Source organism: Vibrio sp. SBT000027 (genome assembly GCF_963894355.1).
GTDB lineage: Bacteria > Pseudomonadota > Gammaproteobacteria > Enterobacterales > Vibrionaceae > Vibrio > Vibrio splendidus.
Genome location: NZ_CAWQGD010000004.1, coordinates 2,056,284 through 2,072,846, shown reverse-complemented (window position 1 = coordinate 2,072,846; position 16,563 = coordinate 2,056,284). Strand labels below are relative to the sequence as shown.

At 44.1% G+C, this 16,563-nt stretch carries 16 protein-coding genes, 1 riboswitch and 1 other annotated feature; of the genes, 11 read left to right on the top strand and 5 right to left on the bottom strand.

Annotated features, from left to right (window positions below; translation table 11 throughout):
• Window positions 1–146 precede the first annotated feature (146 nt).
• Window positions 147–557: an H-NS family histone-like protein gene (locus tag AACU28_RS19050; protein ID WP_004734569.1), complete on the bottom strand. Its 411-nt coding sequence runs from the start codon at window positions 555–557 to the stop codon at window positions 147–149.
• 364 nt (window positions 558–921) lie between these two features.
• A riboswitch (Lysine riboswitch) is annotated at window positions 922–1,099 on the top strand.
• A gap of 112 nt (window positions 1,100–1,211) precedes the next feature.
• Here AACU28_RS19050 and AACU28_RS19045 point away from each other — a divergent pair.
• From AACU28_RS19045 to hisIE, 9 genes are all read left to right on the top strand, one after another.
• Window positions 1,212–2,804, top strand: coding sequence for a Na+/H+ antiporter NhaC family protein (locus AACU28_RS19045; RefSeq protein ID WP_026012259.1), 1,593 nt, complete (start codon window positions 1,212–1,214; stop codon window positions 2,802–2,804).
• A gap of 189 nt (window positions 2,805–2,993) precedes the next feature.
• Window positions 2,994–3,129 (top strand) — a sequence feature (His leader region).
• A gap of 53 nt (window positions 3,130–3,182) precedes the next feature.
• Window positions 3,183–4,079, top strand: a complete 897-nt coding sequence (hisG, locus tag AACU28_RS19040; RefSeq protein WP_029222074.1) for an ATP phosphoribosyltransferase — start codon at window positions 3,183–3,185, stop codon at window positions 4,077–4,079.
• A complete protein-coding gene (hisD, locus tag AACU28_RS19035; protein ID WP_102494320.1) occupies window positions 4,079–5,380 on the top strand; it encodes a histidinol dehydrogenase in 1,302 nt (433 codons plus the stop codon). The genes hisG and hisD overlap by 1 nt, the downstream gene beginning before the upstream one ends.
• Before the next feature lie 9 nt (window positions 5,381–5,389).
• Window positions 5,390–6,430: a histidinol-phosphate transaminase gene (gene hisC / locus AACU28_RS19030; protein ID WP_102491433.1), complete on the top strand. Its 1,041-nt coding sequence runs from the start codon at window positions 5,390–5,392 to the stop codon at window positions 6,428–6,430.
• Between the two features lie 131 nt (window positions 6,431–6,561).
• Window positions 6,562–7,650: a bifunctional histidinol-phosphatase/imidazoleglycerol-phosphate dehydratase HisB gene (gene hisB / locus AACU28_RS19025; RefSeq protein ID WP_004734574.1), complete on the top strand. Its 1,089-nt coding sequence runs from the start codon at window positions 6,562–6,564 to the stop codon at window positions 7,648–7,650.
• Window positions 7,651–7,674: 24 nt separating this feature from the next.
• Window positions 7,675–8,289 carry an imidazole glycerol phosphate synthase subunit HisH gene (hisH, locus tag AACU28_RS19020; protein ID WP_004734575.1) on the top strand — a complete coding sequence of 205 codons (615 nt, stop codon included), beginning with the start codon at window positions 7,675–7,677 and terminating at the stop codon, window positions 8,287–8,289.
• A 43-nt stretch (window positions 8,290–8,332) separates the two neighbouring features.
• A complete protein-coding gene (gene hisA, locus AACU28_RS19015; protein WP_012604374.1) occupies window positions 8,333–9,070 on the top strand; it encodes a 1-(5-phosphoribosyl)-5-[(5-phosphoribosylamino)methylideneamino]imidazole-4-carboxamide isomerase in 738 nt (245 codons plus the stop codon).
• Window positions 9,052–9,825, top strand: coding sequence for an imidazole glycerol phosphate synthase subunit HisF (hisF, locus tag AACU28_RS19010; protein ID WP_004734577.1), 774 nt, complete (start codon window positions 9,052–9,054; stop codon window positions 9,823–9,825). Before hisA ends, hisF begins: the two co-directional genes overlap by 19 nt.
• Window positions 9,822–10,472, top strand: coding sequence for a bifunctional phosphoribosyl-AMP cyclohydrolase/phosphoribosyl-ATP diphosphatase HisIE (gene hisIE / locus AACU28_RS19005; RefSeq protein ID WP_017094419.1), 651 nt, complete (start codon window positions 9,822–9,824; stop codon window positions 10,470–10,472). Before hisF ends, hisIE begins: the two co-directional genes overlap by 4 nt.
• A 245-nt stretch (window positions 10,473–10,717) precedes the next feature.
• On the opposite strand, the gene AACU28_RS19000 is transcribed toward hisIE, so the two are convergent.
• The 4 genes from AACU28_RS19000 to AACU28_RS18985 form a co-directional block, all read right to left on the bottom strand.
• The gene (locus AACU28_RS19000; protein WP_121603434.1) at window positions 10,718–11,242 is read right to left on the bottom strand and encodes a YchJ family protein; all 525 of its coding nucleotides are present in this window, start codon (window positions 11,240–11,242) and stop codon (window positions 10,718–10,720) included.
• Window positions 11,243–11,360: 118 nt separating this feature from the next.
• On the bottom strand, window positions 11,361–12,578 hold the full coding sequence (locus AACU28_RS18995; protein ID WP_004734580.1) for an EAL and HDOD domain-containing protein: 1,218 nt from the start codon (window positions 12,576–12,578) through the stop codon (window positions 11,361–11,363).
• Between the two features lie 123 nt (window positions 12,579–12,701).
• Window positions 12,702–13,436 carry a UDP-2,3-diacylglucosamine diphosphatase gene (gene lpxH, locus AACU28_RS18990; protein ID WP_004734581.1) on the bottom strand — a complete coding sequence of 245 codons (735 nt, stop codon included), beginning with the start codon at window positions 13,434–13,436 and terminating at the stop codon, window positions 12,702–12,704.
• A 350-nt stretch (window positions 13,437–13,786) separates the two neighbouring features.
• Window positions 13,787–14,281, bottom strand: coding sequence for a peptidylprolyl isomerase (locus tag AACU28_RS18985; RefSeq protein WP_004734582.1), 495 nt, complete (start codon window positions 14,279–14,281; stop codon window positions 13,787–13,789).
• Between the two features lie 191 nt (window positions 14,282–14,472).
• Between AACU28_RS18985 and cysS the strand changes: the two genes are divergently transcribed.
• Both cysS and AACU28_RS18975 read left to right on the top strand, forming a co-directional pair.
• A complete protein-coding gene (cysS, locus tag AACU28_RS18980) occupies window positions 14,473–15,858 on the top strand; it encodes a cysteine--tRNA ligase (protein ID WP_017078988.1) in 1,386 nt (461 codons plus the stop codon).
• 97 nt (window positions 15,859–15,955) lie between these two features.
• Entirely contained in the window at window positions 15,956–16,534 is a 579-nt protein-coding gene (locus AACU28_RS18975) for a thymidine kinase (protein WP_004734584.1), read from the top strand.
• Window positions 16,535–16,563 lie beyond the last annotated feature (29 nt).

Sequence of the window (16,563 nt, the reverse complement as noted above, 5' to 3'; positions counted from 1 at the left end):
TTCTAATAGTGAAATATAAAAAAGGCTCCGAAAGGAGCCTTTTTTGTTTCTGAATATATTGAAGCCGTAAATAATACTTTAGTCGACTTAATATTAATTCTATTGCTTAGTGTTTTATTGATTATTCACTTAGCAAACACGATGCCTTAAAGAGCAAACTCTTCTAGAGATTTACCAGCATCTAGTTGTTCTTGGATAGCTGAAGGCGTACGGCCTTGACCTGTCCAAGTTTTCTCGTCGCCGTTTGCGTCTACGTATTTGTATTTCGCTGGGCGAGGAGCACGTTTAGCTTTAGTTGTTTTAGATTTTGCTTCACCAGAAAGTGCAGCAATAAGATCTGCAACATCAATTCCGTCTTTTGCAATTTGTTCAGCAATAGCAGAAAGCTTAGCTTCTTGCTCTGCTTTAGCAGCACGTTCTTCAGCTTCAGACTCTTGACGCTCTTGTACAACAATAGTCAGCTTGTCTAGCGCTTCTTCAAGTTGCTCAAGAGTTAATTCACGTGAGAACGCACGAAGGCTGCGGATATTTAATAGTGTTTTTGTTAATTCAGACATGATATTTCCCATCAAGGTAAACTAAATAATCCTCCTAATAATAAACAGAGCCTAGGAATAAAACAAATAGTATTTCTTGTATTGGTTATTTAAATATAAAAGTGAGATGAATAGTTGAAAAAGAAACGACTCACTTTTGATGAATTTATAATAATTATTAAGATTCTCTTAAAAATCGATATGTGACTGGTGGAGTAATTGTTATATGTAGACTATTTTTTTATTGATTAGTTCATTAACAAAAAGACATTTTTGTCGGAATGATATGTTGCATTGTTGCTCTTGATGGGTACAATTGCGGCTACCTGATGCGATGCTTTGGTTAATTTGTTGTTAAACTCTGGTTTACACAGTTAATAATGTTATCGCACGTAGAGGCGCAATTATAAAAAGTAGTTTTCGTTGGGGTGATGCCAATGAGCGGGAATGAAAGGTCTAATTGCCGAAGTAAATTGTATATCTAAGCAATTTGCTGGGGTTGTGCTCAATAGGTACAACACTGCCATAGTCTTAATTTTAAACTATGGAGCGCTACTGTAGGGTTGGGTGAAGTGTTCACTTCCCTTTCGCTTAGTTCAACATGAGCTTGATAAGTCGTATCAAGTTTGTCTGCAGTAGATCTCTAGCCAAATAAAAAACTGGTTTTTGAAGATCATGAATTTAATAGATTTTGCAACATCGCCTTTATCGCTGCTTCCTCCTTTGGTTGCATTGACTTTAGCAATTGTTACCCGCCGTGTATTGGTTTCCTTAGGTGTTGGTATCTTTATGGGTGCGATTCTACTTGCTGACTACTCAGTAGGTAACGCAGCTAGTTACGTGTTCACTAAAGCATCTGGTGTTTTCATCGAAGATGGTGGCATTAACACTTGGAACATGAGCATCATCGCATTCCTAATTATTCTCGGAATGACAACTGCATTACTCACACTATCTGGTGGTACTCGCGCATTCGCTGAGTGGGCACAGTCTCGTGTGAAGAGCAAACGTGGTTCAAAACTACTTGCTGCCTTCTTAGGCGTATTCATCTTTGTCGATGATTACTTCAACAGCTTAGCGGTAGGTGCTATCTCTCGTCCTGTAACAGACCGCTTCTACGTATCTCGCGCTAAGTTAGCTTATATTCTAGATTCTACCGCTGCTCCAATGTGTGTGATTATGCCGGCTTCTAGTTGGGGTGCTTACATCATCACTATTATTGGTGGCATCTTAGTGACACACGGTGTGACAGAGTATTCTGCACTGGGTGCTTACGTTCGTCTTATCCCAATGAACTTCTACGCTGTGTTCGCACTATTAATGGTATTTGCCGTTGCGTGGTTCGGTCTAGACGTTGGTAAGATGCGTGAACATGAGATCGAAGCATCTCAAGGCCGTGGCTTTGAAGGCGACAACGATCAAAAGCAAGCTCACGATCTAAACGAAGAGCTAGACATTCAAGAGAGCGAAAACGGTTCTGTTTCTGATCTCGTTATGCCAATCGTATCGTTAATCGTAGCAACAGTTGCCGCTATGCTTTACACGGGTGGCCAAGCGCTGGCTGCTGACGGTCAAGCATTCAACCTGCTTGGTGCGTTCGAAAATACAGATGTAGGCAAGTCTCTTGTTTACGGTGGTGTTTTAGGTCTGCTTGTTGCGCTAGCGACAGTGTTTAAGCAAAAGCTACCAATGTCTGATATCGCAAGAACAATGTGGATCGGTGCTAGCTCTATGTTTGGCGCGATCCTGATTCTTGTGTTTGCATGGACTATCGGTTCTGTCATCGGTGACATGAAAACAGGTTCGTACCTATCATCTCTAGCAACTGGCAATATTGATTACCACTGGCTACCTGTTATTTTGTTCCTTCTTGCTGGCCTAATGGCGTTCTCGACAGGTACATCATGGGGTACGTTCGGTATCATGCTACCTATCGCGGGTGACATGGCTGCAGCCTCTGACATCGCGCTAATTCTGCCTATGTTAAGTGCGGTTCTTGCTGGTTCTGTATTTGGTGACCACTGTTCTCCAATCTCAGACACAACGATTCTGTCTTCTACCGGTGCTCGTTGTAACCACATTGACCACGTATCGACTCAGCTTCCTTATGCGCTGTCTGTGGCGTTCGTATCGTGTATCGGCTTCATCACTCTAGGTATGACATCATCAACTGGCATCGCGTTCGGCGCAGCGTCTCTAACGTTTGTAGCAGTATGTTTTGCATTGGCTTATTTCTCACGTTGTAAAATGTCGACGTGCAAAAGCTAATCATCACTTGATTGAATAATGAAAAGGGAGGCGTTTGCCTCCCTTTTTTTGTGCTCGTTAATTTAATTTTAAATTTCGTGAAAAAAGTTCGAATAAATGGTTGAAAAAGGGTGTCAGCTTAGTTAGTGTGGAGACAAGACAGCAAACAACCTAAGAGCTGATAAGTATGCGTAAATTAGTAATGAACATTCATCACCATCATCACCCTATCTAGTCTTTCGGGGAGATTTACGTATACCCGGGAGCAAGAATTCTCCCGGAGGTTAAGTCAAAGAATTTAGATTTAAACCCTCGGGACGACAAAGTCTTCCGAGGGTTTTTTAGTTTTAGCACTTTTAAATAATCAATAAATTCAAATATTTGCACAGGGATACAGCAATGCAGACACAACGCCTAAGAATCGCAATTCAAAAGAAAGGTCGCTTAAGTAAAGAGTGCCAAGATCTACTTAAAAAATGTGGTGTTAAATTTAACATCATGGGTGAGCGTTTAGTTGTTCATTCACTAAATATGCCAATCGACTTGTTATTAGTTCGTGATGACGACATCCCAGGTCTTATCATGGATGGTGTGGTTGACCTTGGTTTCATCGGTGAAAACGAACTAGAAGAAGTTCGCCTAGACCGTGTTGCTTTAAAAGAGCCATCAGAGTTTCGCACACTACGTCGTTTAGACTTCGGTGGTTGCCGCCTTTCTATCGCGATTAACAAAGACGAAGAATACAACGGCCCACAAGATCTAGCGGGCAAACGTATTGCGACAACTTACCCACAACTACTGAAAGCCTACATGGACGAGCAGGGGGTTGAATTCAGCGCTTGTATGCTAACGGGTTCGGTTGAAGTTGCGCCTCGCGCAGGCCTAGCAGACGCTATCGCAGATTTAGTTTCTACAGGTGCGACGCTAGAAGCGAATGGCCTAAAAGAAGCAGAAGCTATCTTCCAATCTAAAGCAACGTTAATTCAACGCACTGGCGAATTTGATGCAGACAAAGAAGCATTAATTGAAAAACTACTGACTCGCATGCAAGGTGTTCAGCAAGCGAAAGAGTCGAAGTACATCATGCTTCACGCGCCGACATCTCAGCTAGAGCAAATCAAAGCATTATTGCCTGGCGCTGAAGATCCTACTGTTCTTCCACTATCAACAGACAAAGACAAAGTTGCCGTTCACCTTGTAAGTACCGAGAACTTGTTCTGGGAAACTATGGAACAGCTGAAAGAGTTGGGTGCAAGCTCGATTCTAGTATTACCAATCGAAAAAATGATGGGGTAGTGACGATGAGAACCGTTGTTTGGCAATCTTTAAGTGAATCACAGCAAGACTCGGTACTAGAGCGTCCAGCTATTACTGAAGGTGCAAACATCACAGCGACTGTTTCTGATGTTATTGCAAAAGTACGAAATGAAGGCGATGCCGCACTTAAAGAACTGACTGAAAAGTTCGATCGTGTGACTCCAGAATCCATTCGAGTCAGCTCGACTGAGATTGAAGAGGCATGTGCTCGTTTAACACCAGAAATGAAGCAAGCGTTAGAACAAGCTTATAGCAATATTGCTAAGTTTCACGAAGCTCAGAAGCCGCAGCCAATTAAGGTTGAAACACAGCCAGGCGTTGTGTGTGAGCAAGTGACACGCGCTATTAATACTGTTGGACTCTATATTCCGGGTGGCAGCGCGCCACTTCCGTCAACGGTTCTTATGTTAGGTGTACCCGCTCAAATCGCGGGTTGCCGCAAGGTTGTGCTTTGTTCACCTCCGCCAATCGCGGATGAAATCTTGTATGTCGCTAATCTTTGTAAAATCGATGAGGTTTACAATGTAGGTGGTGGTCAAGCCGTTGCGGCGATGGCTTACGGTACGGAGAGTGTCTCTAAAGTAGATAAAATTTTCGGTCCTGGTAATGCGTATGTAACGGAAGCTAAGCGCCAAGTGAGTAACGACTTCCGTGGTTCTGCGATTGATATGCCGGCAGGCCCATCGGAGGTGATGGTGATTGCAGACGAAACTGCGGATGCTGACTTCATTGCTGCTGATCTACTGAGCCAAGCTGAACATGGCCCAGATTCACAGGTTGTATTAGTAACACCATCGCCAGTTATTGCCGACCAAGTAACTGATGCGGTTCAGAAGCAACTGAAAGAACTGTCTCGTGCGAACATCGCTCAGCAAGCATTGGCTTCAAGCCTAATCATCATTGCTGAATCGATCACTCAAGCGATTGCGATTTCTAACTTCTACGGTCCAGAGCACTTGATTGTTCAGACCAAGAATCCACGTGAATTGCTGCCGTTACTAGACAATGCCGGTTCAATCTTCCTTGGTGACTGGTCTCCAGAGTCTGCAGGTGACTACGCATCAGGTACAAATCACGTTCTTCCTACTTACGGCTATACCAAAACCTATTCAAGTCTAGGTTTGGCTGATTTCTCTAAGCGTATGACGGTACAAGAGTTAACGGCTGATGGTTTGAAAGGCCTAGCGCCAACGGTAGTCACAATGGCGGAAGCCGAAGGTTTGGATGCGCACAAACGTGCTGTGACCATCCGAATTGAAAAGTTAAATAAAGCGAAATAAGGGTAGGGCATGGAAAAGTTAGCAAGAAAACAAGTTCAGGCTCTTACACCTTACTTGTCTGCAAGACGCATTGGTGGCAGCGGAGATGTGTGGCTAAACGCTAACGAGTCTCCGTTTGATAACGAGTACAACCTAAACTTGTCTCGTCTTAATCGCTACAGCGAGTGCCAGCCTAAAGAGCTGATCGATGCTTACGCTCAATATGCAGGCGTGAAATCAGAGCAAACGCTGACCACTCGTGGCGCTGACGAAGGTATCGAACTTTTGATTCGAGCTTTCTGCGAGCCGAACGAAGATTCGATTCTGTACTGCCCTCCGACTTACGGTATGTATGCCATCAGTGCCGAGACGATTGGTGTTGAGCGCAAGGTTGTGCCTTTAACGGCTGAATGGCAATTGGATCTTCCTGCTATTGAATCTCAACTAGACAACGTGAAAGTAGTGTTTGTTTGTAGCCCAAACAACCCAACGGGTAACTTAGTTGATCGCAAAGACATCATCAAACTGCTTGAAATGACGCAAGACAAAGCGATTGTGGTGATGGATGAAGCGTATATCGATTTCTGTCCAGAAGCGTCAACGGTCGACTTGCTTGAGCAATACCCGAACCTTGCGATTCTGCGTACCTTGTCGAAAGCTTTTGCTCTGGCGGGTTTACGTTGTGGCTTTACGCTGGCGAACAAAGCGCTTATCGATGTACTGTTGAAAGTGATTGCGCCTTACCCAGTTCCGATTCCAGTTGCTGACATTGCCGTTCAAGCGCTTTCTGAACAAGGGCTTGCGCGAGCGAAGTTCCAAGTTTTGGATTTAAGTGCTAACCGAGCGTATTTGCAAGCTGGTTTGTTGGGTATGCCTCAAGTGACGGTATTTGATGGTTGGGGTAACTACCTGCTGGTTAAATTCCCGAACGGCGATGAGTTATTTAAAGCGGCTTGGGATACGGGCATCATCTTGCGTAATTCGCCAATTGAAGACTGTGTTCGTATTAGTATTGGTAACCGCGAAGAGTGCGAAAAGACACTTGGATTCATTCGTAACTTTTTTCAGTAACGAAAGGCTTACCATTAATAACATTTGTCAGTCTGAGTTGATTAAAAACAGACTGGCAAATGAAATCAATATTTTGGGTTAGCGTTTGATTTTAGCTAGGCCAGCAGATTTAAAATTAAAAGGAAGTTCAAGTGAGTAAACAACAGAAAATACTTTTTATAGACCGTGATGGCACCTTAATTGTTGAGCCGCCAGTCGACTTTCAAGTAGACCGTTTAGACAAACTAAAATTCGAACCGCTAGTGATCCCTAGCCTACTGGCATTGCAAGATGCGGGTTACCGCTTAGTGATGGTCACTAACCAAGATGGCCTAGGTACCGACAGCTACCCACAAGAAGAGTTCGATGCTCCACACAATATGATGATGGAGTTCTTTGAGTCTCAAGGCGTTAAGTTTGACGATGTGCTTATTTGCCCTCACTTTGACGAAGACAACTGCTCTTGCCGTAAGCCTAAACTGGGTATGGTTAAAGAATACCTACAAGGCGGCAAAGTCGACTTCCAACATTCTGTTGTCATTGGCGATCGAATGACGGATCTTCAACTTGCAGAAAACATGGCAATCCGCGGCATTCAATATGGCCCGGATGCAGAAACGGAAGGCACACTCAACTGGCCACAGATCGTTAAAGATTTAACGGTTAATGCTCGTGTTGCTGAAGTGGTTCGTACAACGAAAGAAACTGACATCAAGGTAGCCGTTAACCTCGATGAAACGGGTGGTAACAAGATCGATACTGGCATGGGTTTCTTCGATCACATGCTTGATCAAATCGCGACACACGGCGGTTTCCAAATGAACCTGACTGTGAAGGGCGACCTACACATTGATGATCACCACACAATCGAAGACACCGCTCTCGCTTTAGGCCAAGCACTTAAAGATGCGTTAGGCGACAAACGTGGTATCGGCCGTTTCGGTTTCAGCTTGCCTATGGATGAGTGTTTAGCTCAGTGTGCTTTAGACCTATCTGGTCGTCCGTACCTAAAATTTGATGCTAAGTTTAGCCGCGAGCAAGTGGGTGACCTTTCTACGGAGATGGTGGTTCACTTCTTCCGCTCTCTAACCGATACATTGGCTTGTACATTGCACCTTTCTTCAGCTGGTAATAATGATCACCACATTATTGAGAGTCTGTTCAAAGCGTTTGGCCGTACTCTCCGCCAAGCAATCAAAGTTGAAGGTAACGAGTTACCAAGCAGCAAAGGCGTTCTGTAAGGCTAACGTTAGCAAGGAAAAACAATGAAAGATCAAAAAGTCGTTATTATTGATACTGGTTGTGCCAACGTTTCCTCAGTGAAGTTTGCTATTGAACGCCTGGGCTATGCCGTTGAAATTTCAAAAGAACCAAAAGTTGTTCTTGCTGCGGACAAGCTGTTCCTACCCGGTGTAGGTACAGCAAGTGAGGCAATGAAGAACTTGCAAGAGCGTGACCTTGTTAGCCTTGTGAAACAAGTAGAGAAGCCTCTGCTGGGTATTTGTTTAGGTATGCAACTGTTAGGCAAACTGTCTCAAGAGAAAGGCCAAAAAGCTGACGAGTTAGTTGAATGCCTAGGATTGTGTGATGGCGAAGTTCGTTTACTTGAAACGGGTGATTTACCATTACCACACATGGGTTGGAACACAGTAACCGCGACACCTAACCACCCTCTATTCAAAGATATTGAAGAGGGCGAGTACTTCTACTTTGTACACAGCTTCGCAATGCCAGTGGGTGACTACACAATCGCACAATGTGATTACGGCAATCCGTTTACTGCCGCAGTGCAAAGTGGCAACTATTATGGTGTTCAGTTCCACCCAGAACGTTCGTCAAAAGCTGGCTCTAAGCTGATTCAGAACTTCTTGGAATTGTAATAAGGATTAGGCAGCGGCTACCGTTGCCAGATAAGGAATGTAAATGATTATTCCCGCGTTAGATTTAATTGAAGGCCAAGTAGTTCGCTTATTTCAAGGGGACTACGGGCAAGTAACAGAATACAAAGTCGATCCAGCAGAGCAGTTCAACCTGTATCACCAAGCTGGCGCTGGCTGGCTTCACCTTGTTGACTTAACGGGCGCAAAAGATACCACTGCTCGTCAGTTAGACTTGATTGCTAAGCTACTGGCTAGCACGCCTGCCAACATCCAGATTGGTGGTGGCGTTCGTAATGAACAAGATGTCGTTGATCTGCTAGAAGCTGGCGCACAGCGCGTTGTGGTTGGTTCTACAGCAGTTAAGCAACCAGAGTTGGTTAAAGGTTGGATGGAGAAGTACGGCGCGGAAAAAATCGTGCTGGCTCTGGACATCAACATCGACGAAAGCGGCACACGTAAAGTCGCGATTTCAGGTTGGCAAGAAGATTCAGGTGTGACTATTGAAGCGCTAATTGAAGATTACCTCACGGTTGGCCTTAAACACGTTCTGTGTACTGATATTTCACGTGATGGCACGCTAGAAGGGTCAAACGTAGAGCTCTATGTTGATCTTTGTAAGCAGTACCCACAAGTGCAATTCCAATCATCGGGTGGCATTGGCAGCCTAGCTGATATCGAAGCACTGAAAGGCAGTGGCGTTGCGGGTGTGATTGTTGGTCGCGCACTGCTTGATGGCAAGTTCACAGCAGAGGAGGCATTTGCATGTTGGCAAAGCGAATAATCCCTTGTTTGGATGTCCGTGATGGGCAAGTGGTTAAGGGCGTTCAATTCCGCAACCACGAAATTATTGGTGACATCGTTCCGCTAGCACAACGCTACGCAGAAGAGGGCGCTGATGAATTAGTATTTTACGATATTACCGCATCAAGTGATGGCCGTGTGGTCGATAAAAGCTGGGTGAAACGCGTAGCAGAAGTGATTGATATTCCTTTCTGTGTGGCTGGTGGTATTAAGTCCGCGGAAGATGCAGCACGTATTCTTGAGTTTGGTGCAGATAAAGTATCCATCAACTCGCCTGCATTAGCTAACCCACAGCTGATCACGGACCTAGCGGATAAGTTCGGCGTGCAGTGTATCGTTGTCGGTATCGATTCATACTTCGATAAAGAGACGGGTAAATATCAGGTTTACCAATTCACAGGCGATGAAGCGCGTACCAAAGCAACCAAGTGGGAAACCAAAGATTGGGTGCAGGAAGTACAGAAACGTGGTGCAGGTGAGATTGTGTTGAACATGATGAACCAAGATGGCGTTCGCAACGGCTATGATATCGACCAGTTAAACATGGTACGTTCAGTGTGTAATGTACCCCTGATTGCATCAGGTGGCGCAGGTGCGATGGAGCACTTTGCTGAAGCCTATAAAAAAACCAACGTGGACGGAGCACTTGCGGCTTCGGTATTCCACAAGCAAGTCATCAATATTGGTGAACTTAAACAGTATTTGAAACAACAAGATGTAGAGGTGCGACTATGAGTTTTGAACCCGTAAGCTTATCAAAAACAGAAGTAGGCGCATTGTCAGAGCGTATTGATTGGGAAAAAGTAGATGGCTTAGTGCCAGCTATTGTTCAAGATTACCAATCGAGCCAAGTGCTGATGATGGGATACATGAACCCAGCAGCGCTCGAGAAAACAGGTGAAACTGGCCAAGTGACGTTTTTCTCTCGCACTAAAGAGCGCCTTTGGACCAAAGGTGAAACGTCGGGTAACGTATTGCAACTGCAAAACATGTCATTGGATTGTGACAACGACACCTTGCTGGTTAAGGTTAATCCCATTGGCCCAACGTGCCACACAGGTACAACAACGTGTTGGGATGGAGACAAGCAAGAAGAATCTCAGATGGTGTGGCTTCATCAGCTTGAGCAGCTACTGGCTGCCCGCAAGGACGCAGACCCTGAGTCTTCTTATACTGCCAGTTTATATGCCCGTGGCACCAAGCGTATTTCGCAAAAAGTGGGCGAAGAAGGCGTTGAAGTCGCGCTTGCGGCGACGTCGGGCGATAAGGCGGAATTAGTGTGTGAGTCAGCAGACTTAATTTATCACTTGATGGTTCTTTTACAAGACCAAGGCTTATCGATGAACGATGTGGTGAACAAATTAAAAGAGCGCCATAAGTAAGCTCTCTTTAGATTAATCGAACTACGTAACAGATAGATAAAAGCCCCGTAAACAATTATGTTTACGGGGCTTTTTAATTTTCAATCTTTTCAATCTTTTCAATCTTTTCAATCTTTTCAAGATTTCAAGATTTCAAGATTTCTAAGCCCTACGTCACTTTTCTACACTCTGACTTTACGTCATTCCGAGGAGCCTAAGCGACATCAGGAATCTCTTTACTTAATCAAACATTCTAGTTTTTTGACTTACCCGCAGCACTTCTTATATTTCTTTCCGCTACCACAGATACATGGGTCATTACGGCCGATTTTAAAACTTTCAACCGTTTGGTTTAGACGCGGGTCAATCTCTGGATCTGATTGTTCTTCTTGTTCATCTTCTTGCTCAGGGAAGGTGCCATCAATGTAATACCAAATACCGTCTTCACGAACAAAGCGCGAACGTTCTTGCATACAGAACTGATCAGCTCCGTCGTTGAAGTAAGCTTTAAACTCAACAAAGCCTTCGTTCTCATGTGAACCTGCGGCTGTACCGATGACCTCTAAACCCGCCCAATCACTATCTATGGATTCGGCAATACCTTCTCTCTGCGCTTCTGCATTACAAGTCGGGTGGTAAGTAGCAACCACATAATCAACCAAACCAAGTACATGTGCAGAATAACGAGAGCGCATTAATTGCTCGGGTGTTTCAACTGCACTGTGGTTAAGGTGTGCTGATTCGCAACATTGTTGGTAAGTATTTTTGCTACCGCATGGGCATAAAGACATAGTCAGATCCTGTAAAAATGGCCTCTATTAAGAGGCCATATATGAATGCGTTGGAGTTTACCAAGAAACGATCGCTCACCAAAGCTTAGTTTCTATTGAAGCAGCAATGTGAAGTGAATTATTTCAACGAAGGTGATAACAGCTCTTGAGCCCAAGTAGTGGCTTCATCATAAGCTTGACCGAGTTCCGCTTCACTTAGCTTGAGAAGTTTACGGATGCGCGTTGCTTCGTCCCAGCGAGCTTGTTCATAGGCAATGACCATTGCCATAATGGCACCTAAGACACCTTTTCGTTGAATCAGAGCTTGCTTGATCTCTTCATCGATTGGTACTGAGTCCAAGACTTGCTGTAACGGTTGGTCAAACAGTGAATCAAGTAGAGAGAACATACCGGTTAAAAAGGCTTGTCCGGGTTCTACCTTTACATTCATCTTTTCTACTAAGAGTTCACACTGACGAGCGCGCAGTACCGCTAAACCATAGAGTGAATCGGGTTTATCTTCTTTCGCAGAGGCAATCGCTACTAGTGAAACGAACTTACGCAGCTTTTGCTCGCCAAGGAAAATAAGCGCTTGGCGAAATGAACGAATGGTCGTTGCTGAGCCACCTGCGGAGTTTACATACGCAAGTACTTTATAAGAAAGCGTCACATCTAACGTAATTAAACGTTCTACTTCGCCGAAGTCGATAGGGTCGTGCGCAATCTCTTTTAACAGTTGAACAATCGTCAAGAACGCAGGGTTGAGAGCGCGAGTTTGAATCATTTCCGGCTTGCTGAAAAAATAACCTTGGAAGTAGGTGAAGCCTGCTCGATTTGCTTCTTGATATTCATCGTAAGTCTCGACCTTTTCTGCGAGGAACTTAATATCCAACCCTTTGAGAGAGTTCATGAACATCGAAGCTTTCGCGATTGAGATCAAACGGATATCAAACTTGATAATTGAAACGTACGGTAAAAAGCGCTTCCATGCTTTGCTTGGTACAAAGTCGTCTAACGCGATAGTGTAACCCGCGTCATAGATAGCTTTTATTGCTTCAAGTAGTTCGTCTGTTGGTTCGCAGTCTTCAAGAACCTCAACAACGAGGCTTTCTTTGGGGAACAGAGTCGGGACTAAGTTGATTAGGCTTGCATAAGGGAAGTTCACGAACCCCAATTTATCACCCAACGTATTATAGTGAGTTGATAAAAAGTGATCGGAAAGCAAACGGCTAGTAGCGAGCTCCGGCTCTACTTCAGGGAAAGTGTTCTTAGGACCATCCCTGAATAGCAACTCGTAACCTATGGTTTTCTTGTCTGTATCGAGTATTGGTTGACGCGCTACGTATGAATATTTCAACTTGGTACTGTGTTCTGTTTATTTCTGGTAGAGAGATAATAGCTAATTCAGTAGAAATTACCATACACTTTCTATGAAAGTCTGACCGATAATAATAATCAAAGTGAAAGTTTAATAGTGATGTTAAAAGCGGTTGCTAAACTCTCGATTCTGTAGTTCAAAACTTTGCGGAGTGAACACCAGCACTGAACCTTGCGTATACCAATCACCCAATACGATACGAGTTTTAGTGCAATTATTAGCATTGAAGGTGTGAATGTCAGGGCGATGAGTATGGCCATGGATCATAAGATCGACGCTGTTTCGTTCCATCACATCTTCCACTTCTTGTTGTGTCACATCCATGATGTCGAGAGATTTGGTCTGCTTGTCATCTTTGATGTCAGATTGAACCTTCGAGACAATTTTCTTCTTGATGAAAAATGGAATTCTGTTGAAGACCCATTGCAGCCATGGTTGATGCACTTTTTCGCGGAAGGCGAGGTATTTTACATCTTCGGTACACAGGGTATCACCATGCAACACCACCGCTTTTTGCCCGTAGATATCGATCGTTGATACTTCATCTAGAAGTTGCACACCCGTTTGCTTGGCAAATTTTTTACCAACTAAAAAGTCACGGTTACCTTGTGTGAAGTAGCAAGGTACGCCCGTTTTCACTAAGTCGATAAACGCTTGGCGGATAGAAGTGGCGAACTCACTCTTATCGTCGTCACCAATCCAGAATTCGAAAAGGTCGCCTAATACGTAAAGTGCATCCGCTTCTACCGCTTCTTTCTTCATAAAGGTTAAGAAGCAGTCAGTGATATCTTGTCGTGACGGAGTAAGGTGCAGGTCTGATATAAAATATGTTTTCATAGGTCTAAAAAAAGGGAGCGATTCGCTCCCTATATCCTGATTTTATCGGCGCATCAATTATTAATACTAGGGCGTGTTGACCTTTGGCGGTTAAATTTTGTTCGAGATAAAAGCGTTTTAATCGAGGCGAGGGATAGGAAGCCTAGTCATTCTAAGCAAATTTCCCTCAACAAAGAGTAGAACGCTTTTAGCCGAACCCTTTGGGCAGCGTTTGCTGGTCATTTCTACTGCGTTATCGGCTTCTCATGTAGGCTAGCTACACATCAAAGCCTCTGCCTTGTATAAATCCCCAGCAACTCGCTGCAAAAATCAGCTCAAAAGGTCAATACGCCCTAACCGAAAGCAAGTGATTAAGCTTCGATTGTAGTACCAGTGATGATCACTTCTTCTAGAGGTACATCTTGGTGCATACCCATAGAACCAGTGCTAACACCTTTGATCTTGTTTACGATGTCCATGCCTTCAACAACTTCTGCGAATACACAGTAGCCCCAGCCGTCTAGGCTTTCGCTACGGAAGTTTAGGAAAGAGTTGTCGTTAACGTTGATGAAGAACTGAGAGCTCGCTGAATGCGGTTCCATAGTACGAGCCATTGCTAGCGTACCAACTTTGTTCGCTAGGCCGTTGTTTGCTTCGTTCTTGATAGTTGCACGAGTTGTTTTTTCTTTAAGGCCAGAAGTCATACCGCCGCCTTGAACCATGAAACCATCGATAACACGGTGGAATAGCGTGTTGTCGTAAAAACCGTCACGGCAATACTGTAGGAAGTTTGCGCTTGTTTCTGGTGCTTTTTCTTCGTTAAGTTGAACTTTGATGTCACCAAAATTTGTGTGAAGGATGATCATGATTGTTACCTTACTGTCTTTTTAATATGAAGTTCGAATTCTAGCGCATGTTGACGGACTTTCAAATCACCAAATCATTAACTTAACTTGGTTGTTTGAGGTAATTACTGCTTTGGGGGATTACCTAATAACGCATGAATTGATATACTTGACCTCTTATTTTGATTAATACACAAATATAGATAGAGATCATGCTGAAAATTTATAACACACTCACAAGACAGAAAGAGGAATTCAAACCAATTACAGCTGGCAAAGTCGGCATGTATGTCTGTGGGGTAACCATATACGATCTCTGTCACATTGGTCATGGCCGCACGTTTGTTTCTTTCGATGTAGTAACTCGTTACCTTCGTTACCTTGGTTACGATTTGAACTTCGTTCGTAACATCACTGATATCGATGATAAAATCATCAAGCGCGCTAATGAAAACGGTGAGTCTTGTGATTCTCTGACTGAGCGCCTGATCGGGGAAATGCACGCGGACTTCGATGCATTGAACATGAAGCGTCCTGATGTTGAGCCTCGTGCGACTGAATTCATCACTGAAATCGTTGAGCTTGTTGAAAAGTTAATTGAGCGTGGTTTTGCTTATGTCGCAAGCAACGGCGACGTCATGTTCGAAGTTAAGAAATTTGACGAATACGGTAAGCTTTCAAAGCAAGACCTTGACCAGCTTCAAGCGGGTGCTCGTGTTGATGTCGATTCCGCAAAACGTAGCCCGTTAGATTTCGTTCTTTGGAAGATGTCTAAGCCAGGTGAACCTACGTGGGAATCACCATGGGGTCCAGGTCGTCCGGGTTGGCACATTGAGTGTTCAGCAATGAACTCTTCTATTCTTGGCAATCACTTCGATATCCACGGTGGCGGTTCAGATCTACAGTTCCCGCACCACGAGAACGAAATCGCACAATCTTGCTGCGCACACGGCACCCAGTATGTGAATACTTGGATGCACAGTGGCATGGTGATGGTAGACAGAGAAAAAATGTCTAAGTCACTGGGTAACTTCTTCACTATCCGTGACGTACTTCAGCATTACGATGCAGAAACAGTACGTTACTTCCTAATGTCTGGTCACTACCGTAGCCAACTGAACTACAGCGAAGATAACCTAACCCAAGCTCGTGCGTCACTTGAGCGTCTCTACACATCACTTCGTGGCCTAGACGTTACAGCAGCTCCGGCTGGTGGTGAAGAGTACGTGACTCGTTTCTCTACAGCGATGAACGATGATTTCAACACTCCAGAAGCTTATTCAGTACTGTTTGAAATGGCTCGTGAAATCAACCGCATCAAAACTGAAAGCGTCGAAAAAGCAAGTGCACTAGGTGCATTGATGCGTGAACTGGCAGACATCATCGGTATTCTTCATCAAGACCCAGAGGCTTTCTTGCAAGGTGATGCGGCAGGCAACGATGACGAAGTGGCTGAAATCGAAGCGTTGATCAAACTGCGTAACGACTCTCGTGCTTCGAAAGATTGGGCGAATGCTGACCTTGCACGTGACAAGCTGAACGAGTTGGGTATTGTTCTGGAAGATGGTCCAGAAGGTACGACTTGGCGTCGTAAGTAAATATTATAAAAAGGGCTGATTTTCAGCCCTTTTTTCTAGCAAAAATTCTCTAATATCACCTTTTTATCTTCAACTTTTAATTAACAGGAATATTTCTGTGGCTCAGATGTATTTTTATTACTCGGCAATGAATGCGGGTAAATCAACAACACTTCTTCAGTCTTCATTCAACTACCAAGAGCGTGGCATGACGCCAGTGATCTTTACGGCAGCATTGGATGATCGTTATGGTATCGGTAAAGTTAGCTCTCGAATTGGTTTGCAATCTGAAGCTCAACTTTTTAAAAATGACACCAATATGTTTGACGCAATCCAAAAACTCAATGAAGAAGAAAAGCGTCATTGTGTTTTGATTGATGAGTGTCAGTTCTTGTCGAAAGAGCAGGTGTACCAGTTAACAGAAGTGGTCGATAAACTGCATATCCCTGTACTTTGCTACGGTTTACGTACCGATTTCTTGGGTGAACTGTTTGAAGGTAGCCGTTACTTATTATCTTGGGCAGATAAACTGGTTGAGCTTAAAACCATTTGTCACTGTGGCCGTAAAGCTAATATGGTAATCCGTACCGACGAGCACGGTGTGGCGATTGCTGAAGGTGACCAAGTGGCTATTGGCGGTAATGATCAGTATGTTTCTGCTTGCCGTCTGCACTATAAAGAAGCATTAGGTAAATAAGCCGATCTCATAGTTCAGCTTGCTAAAAC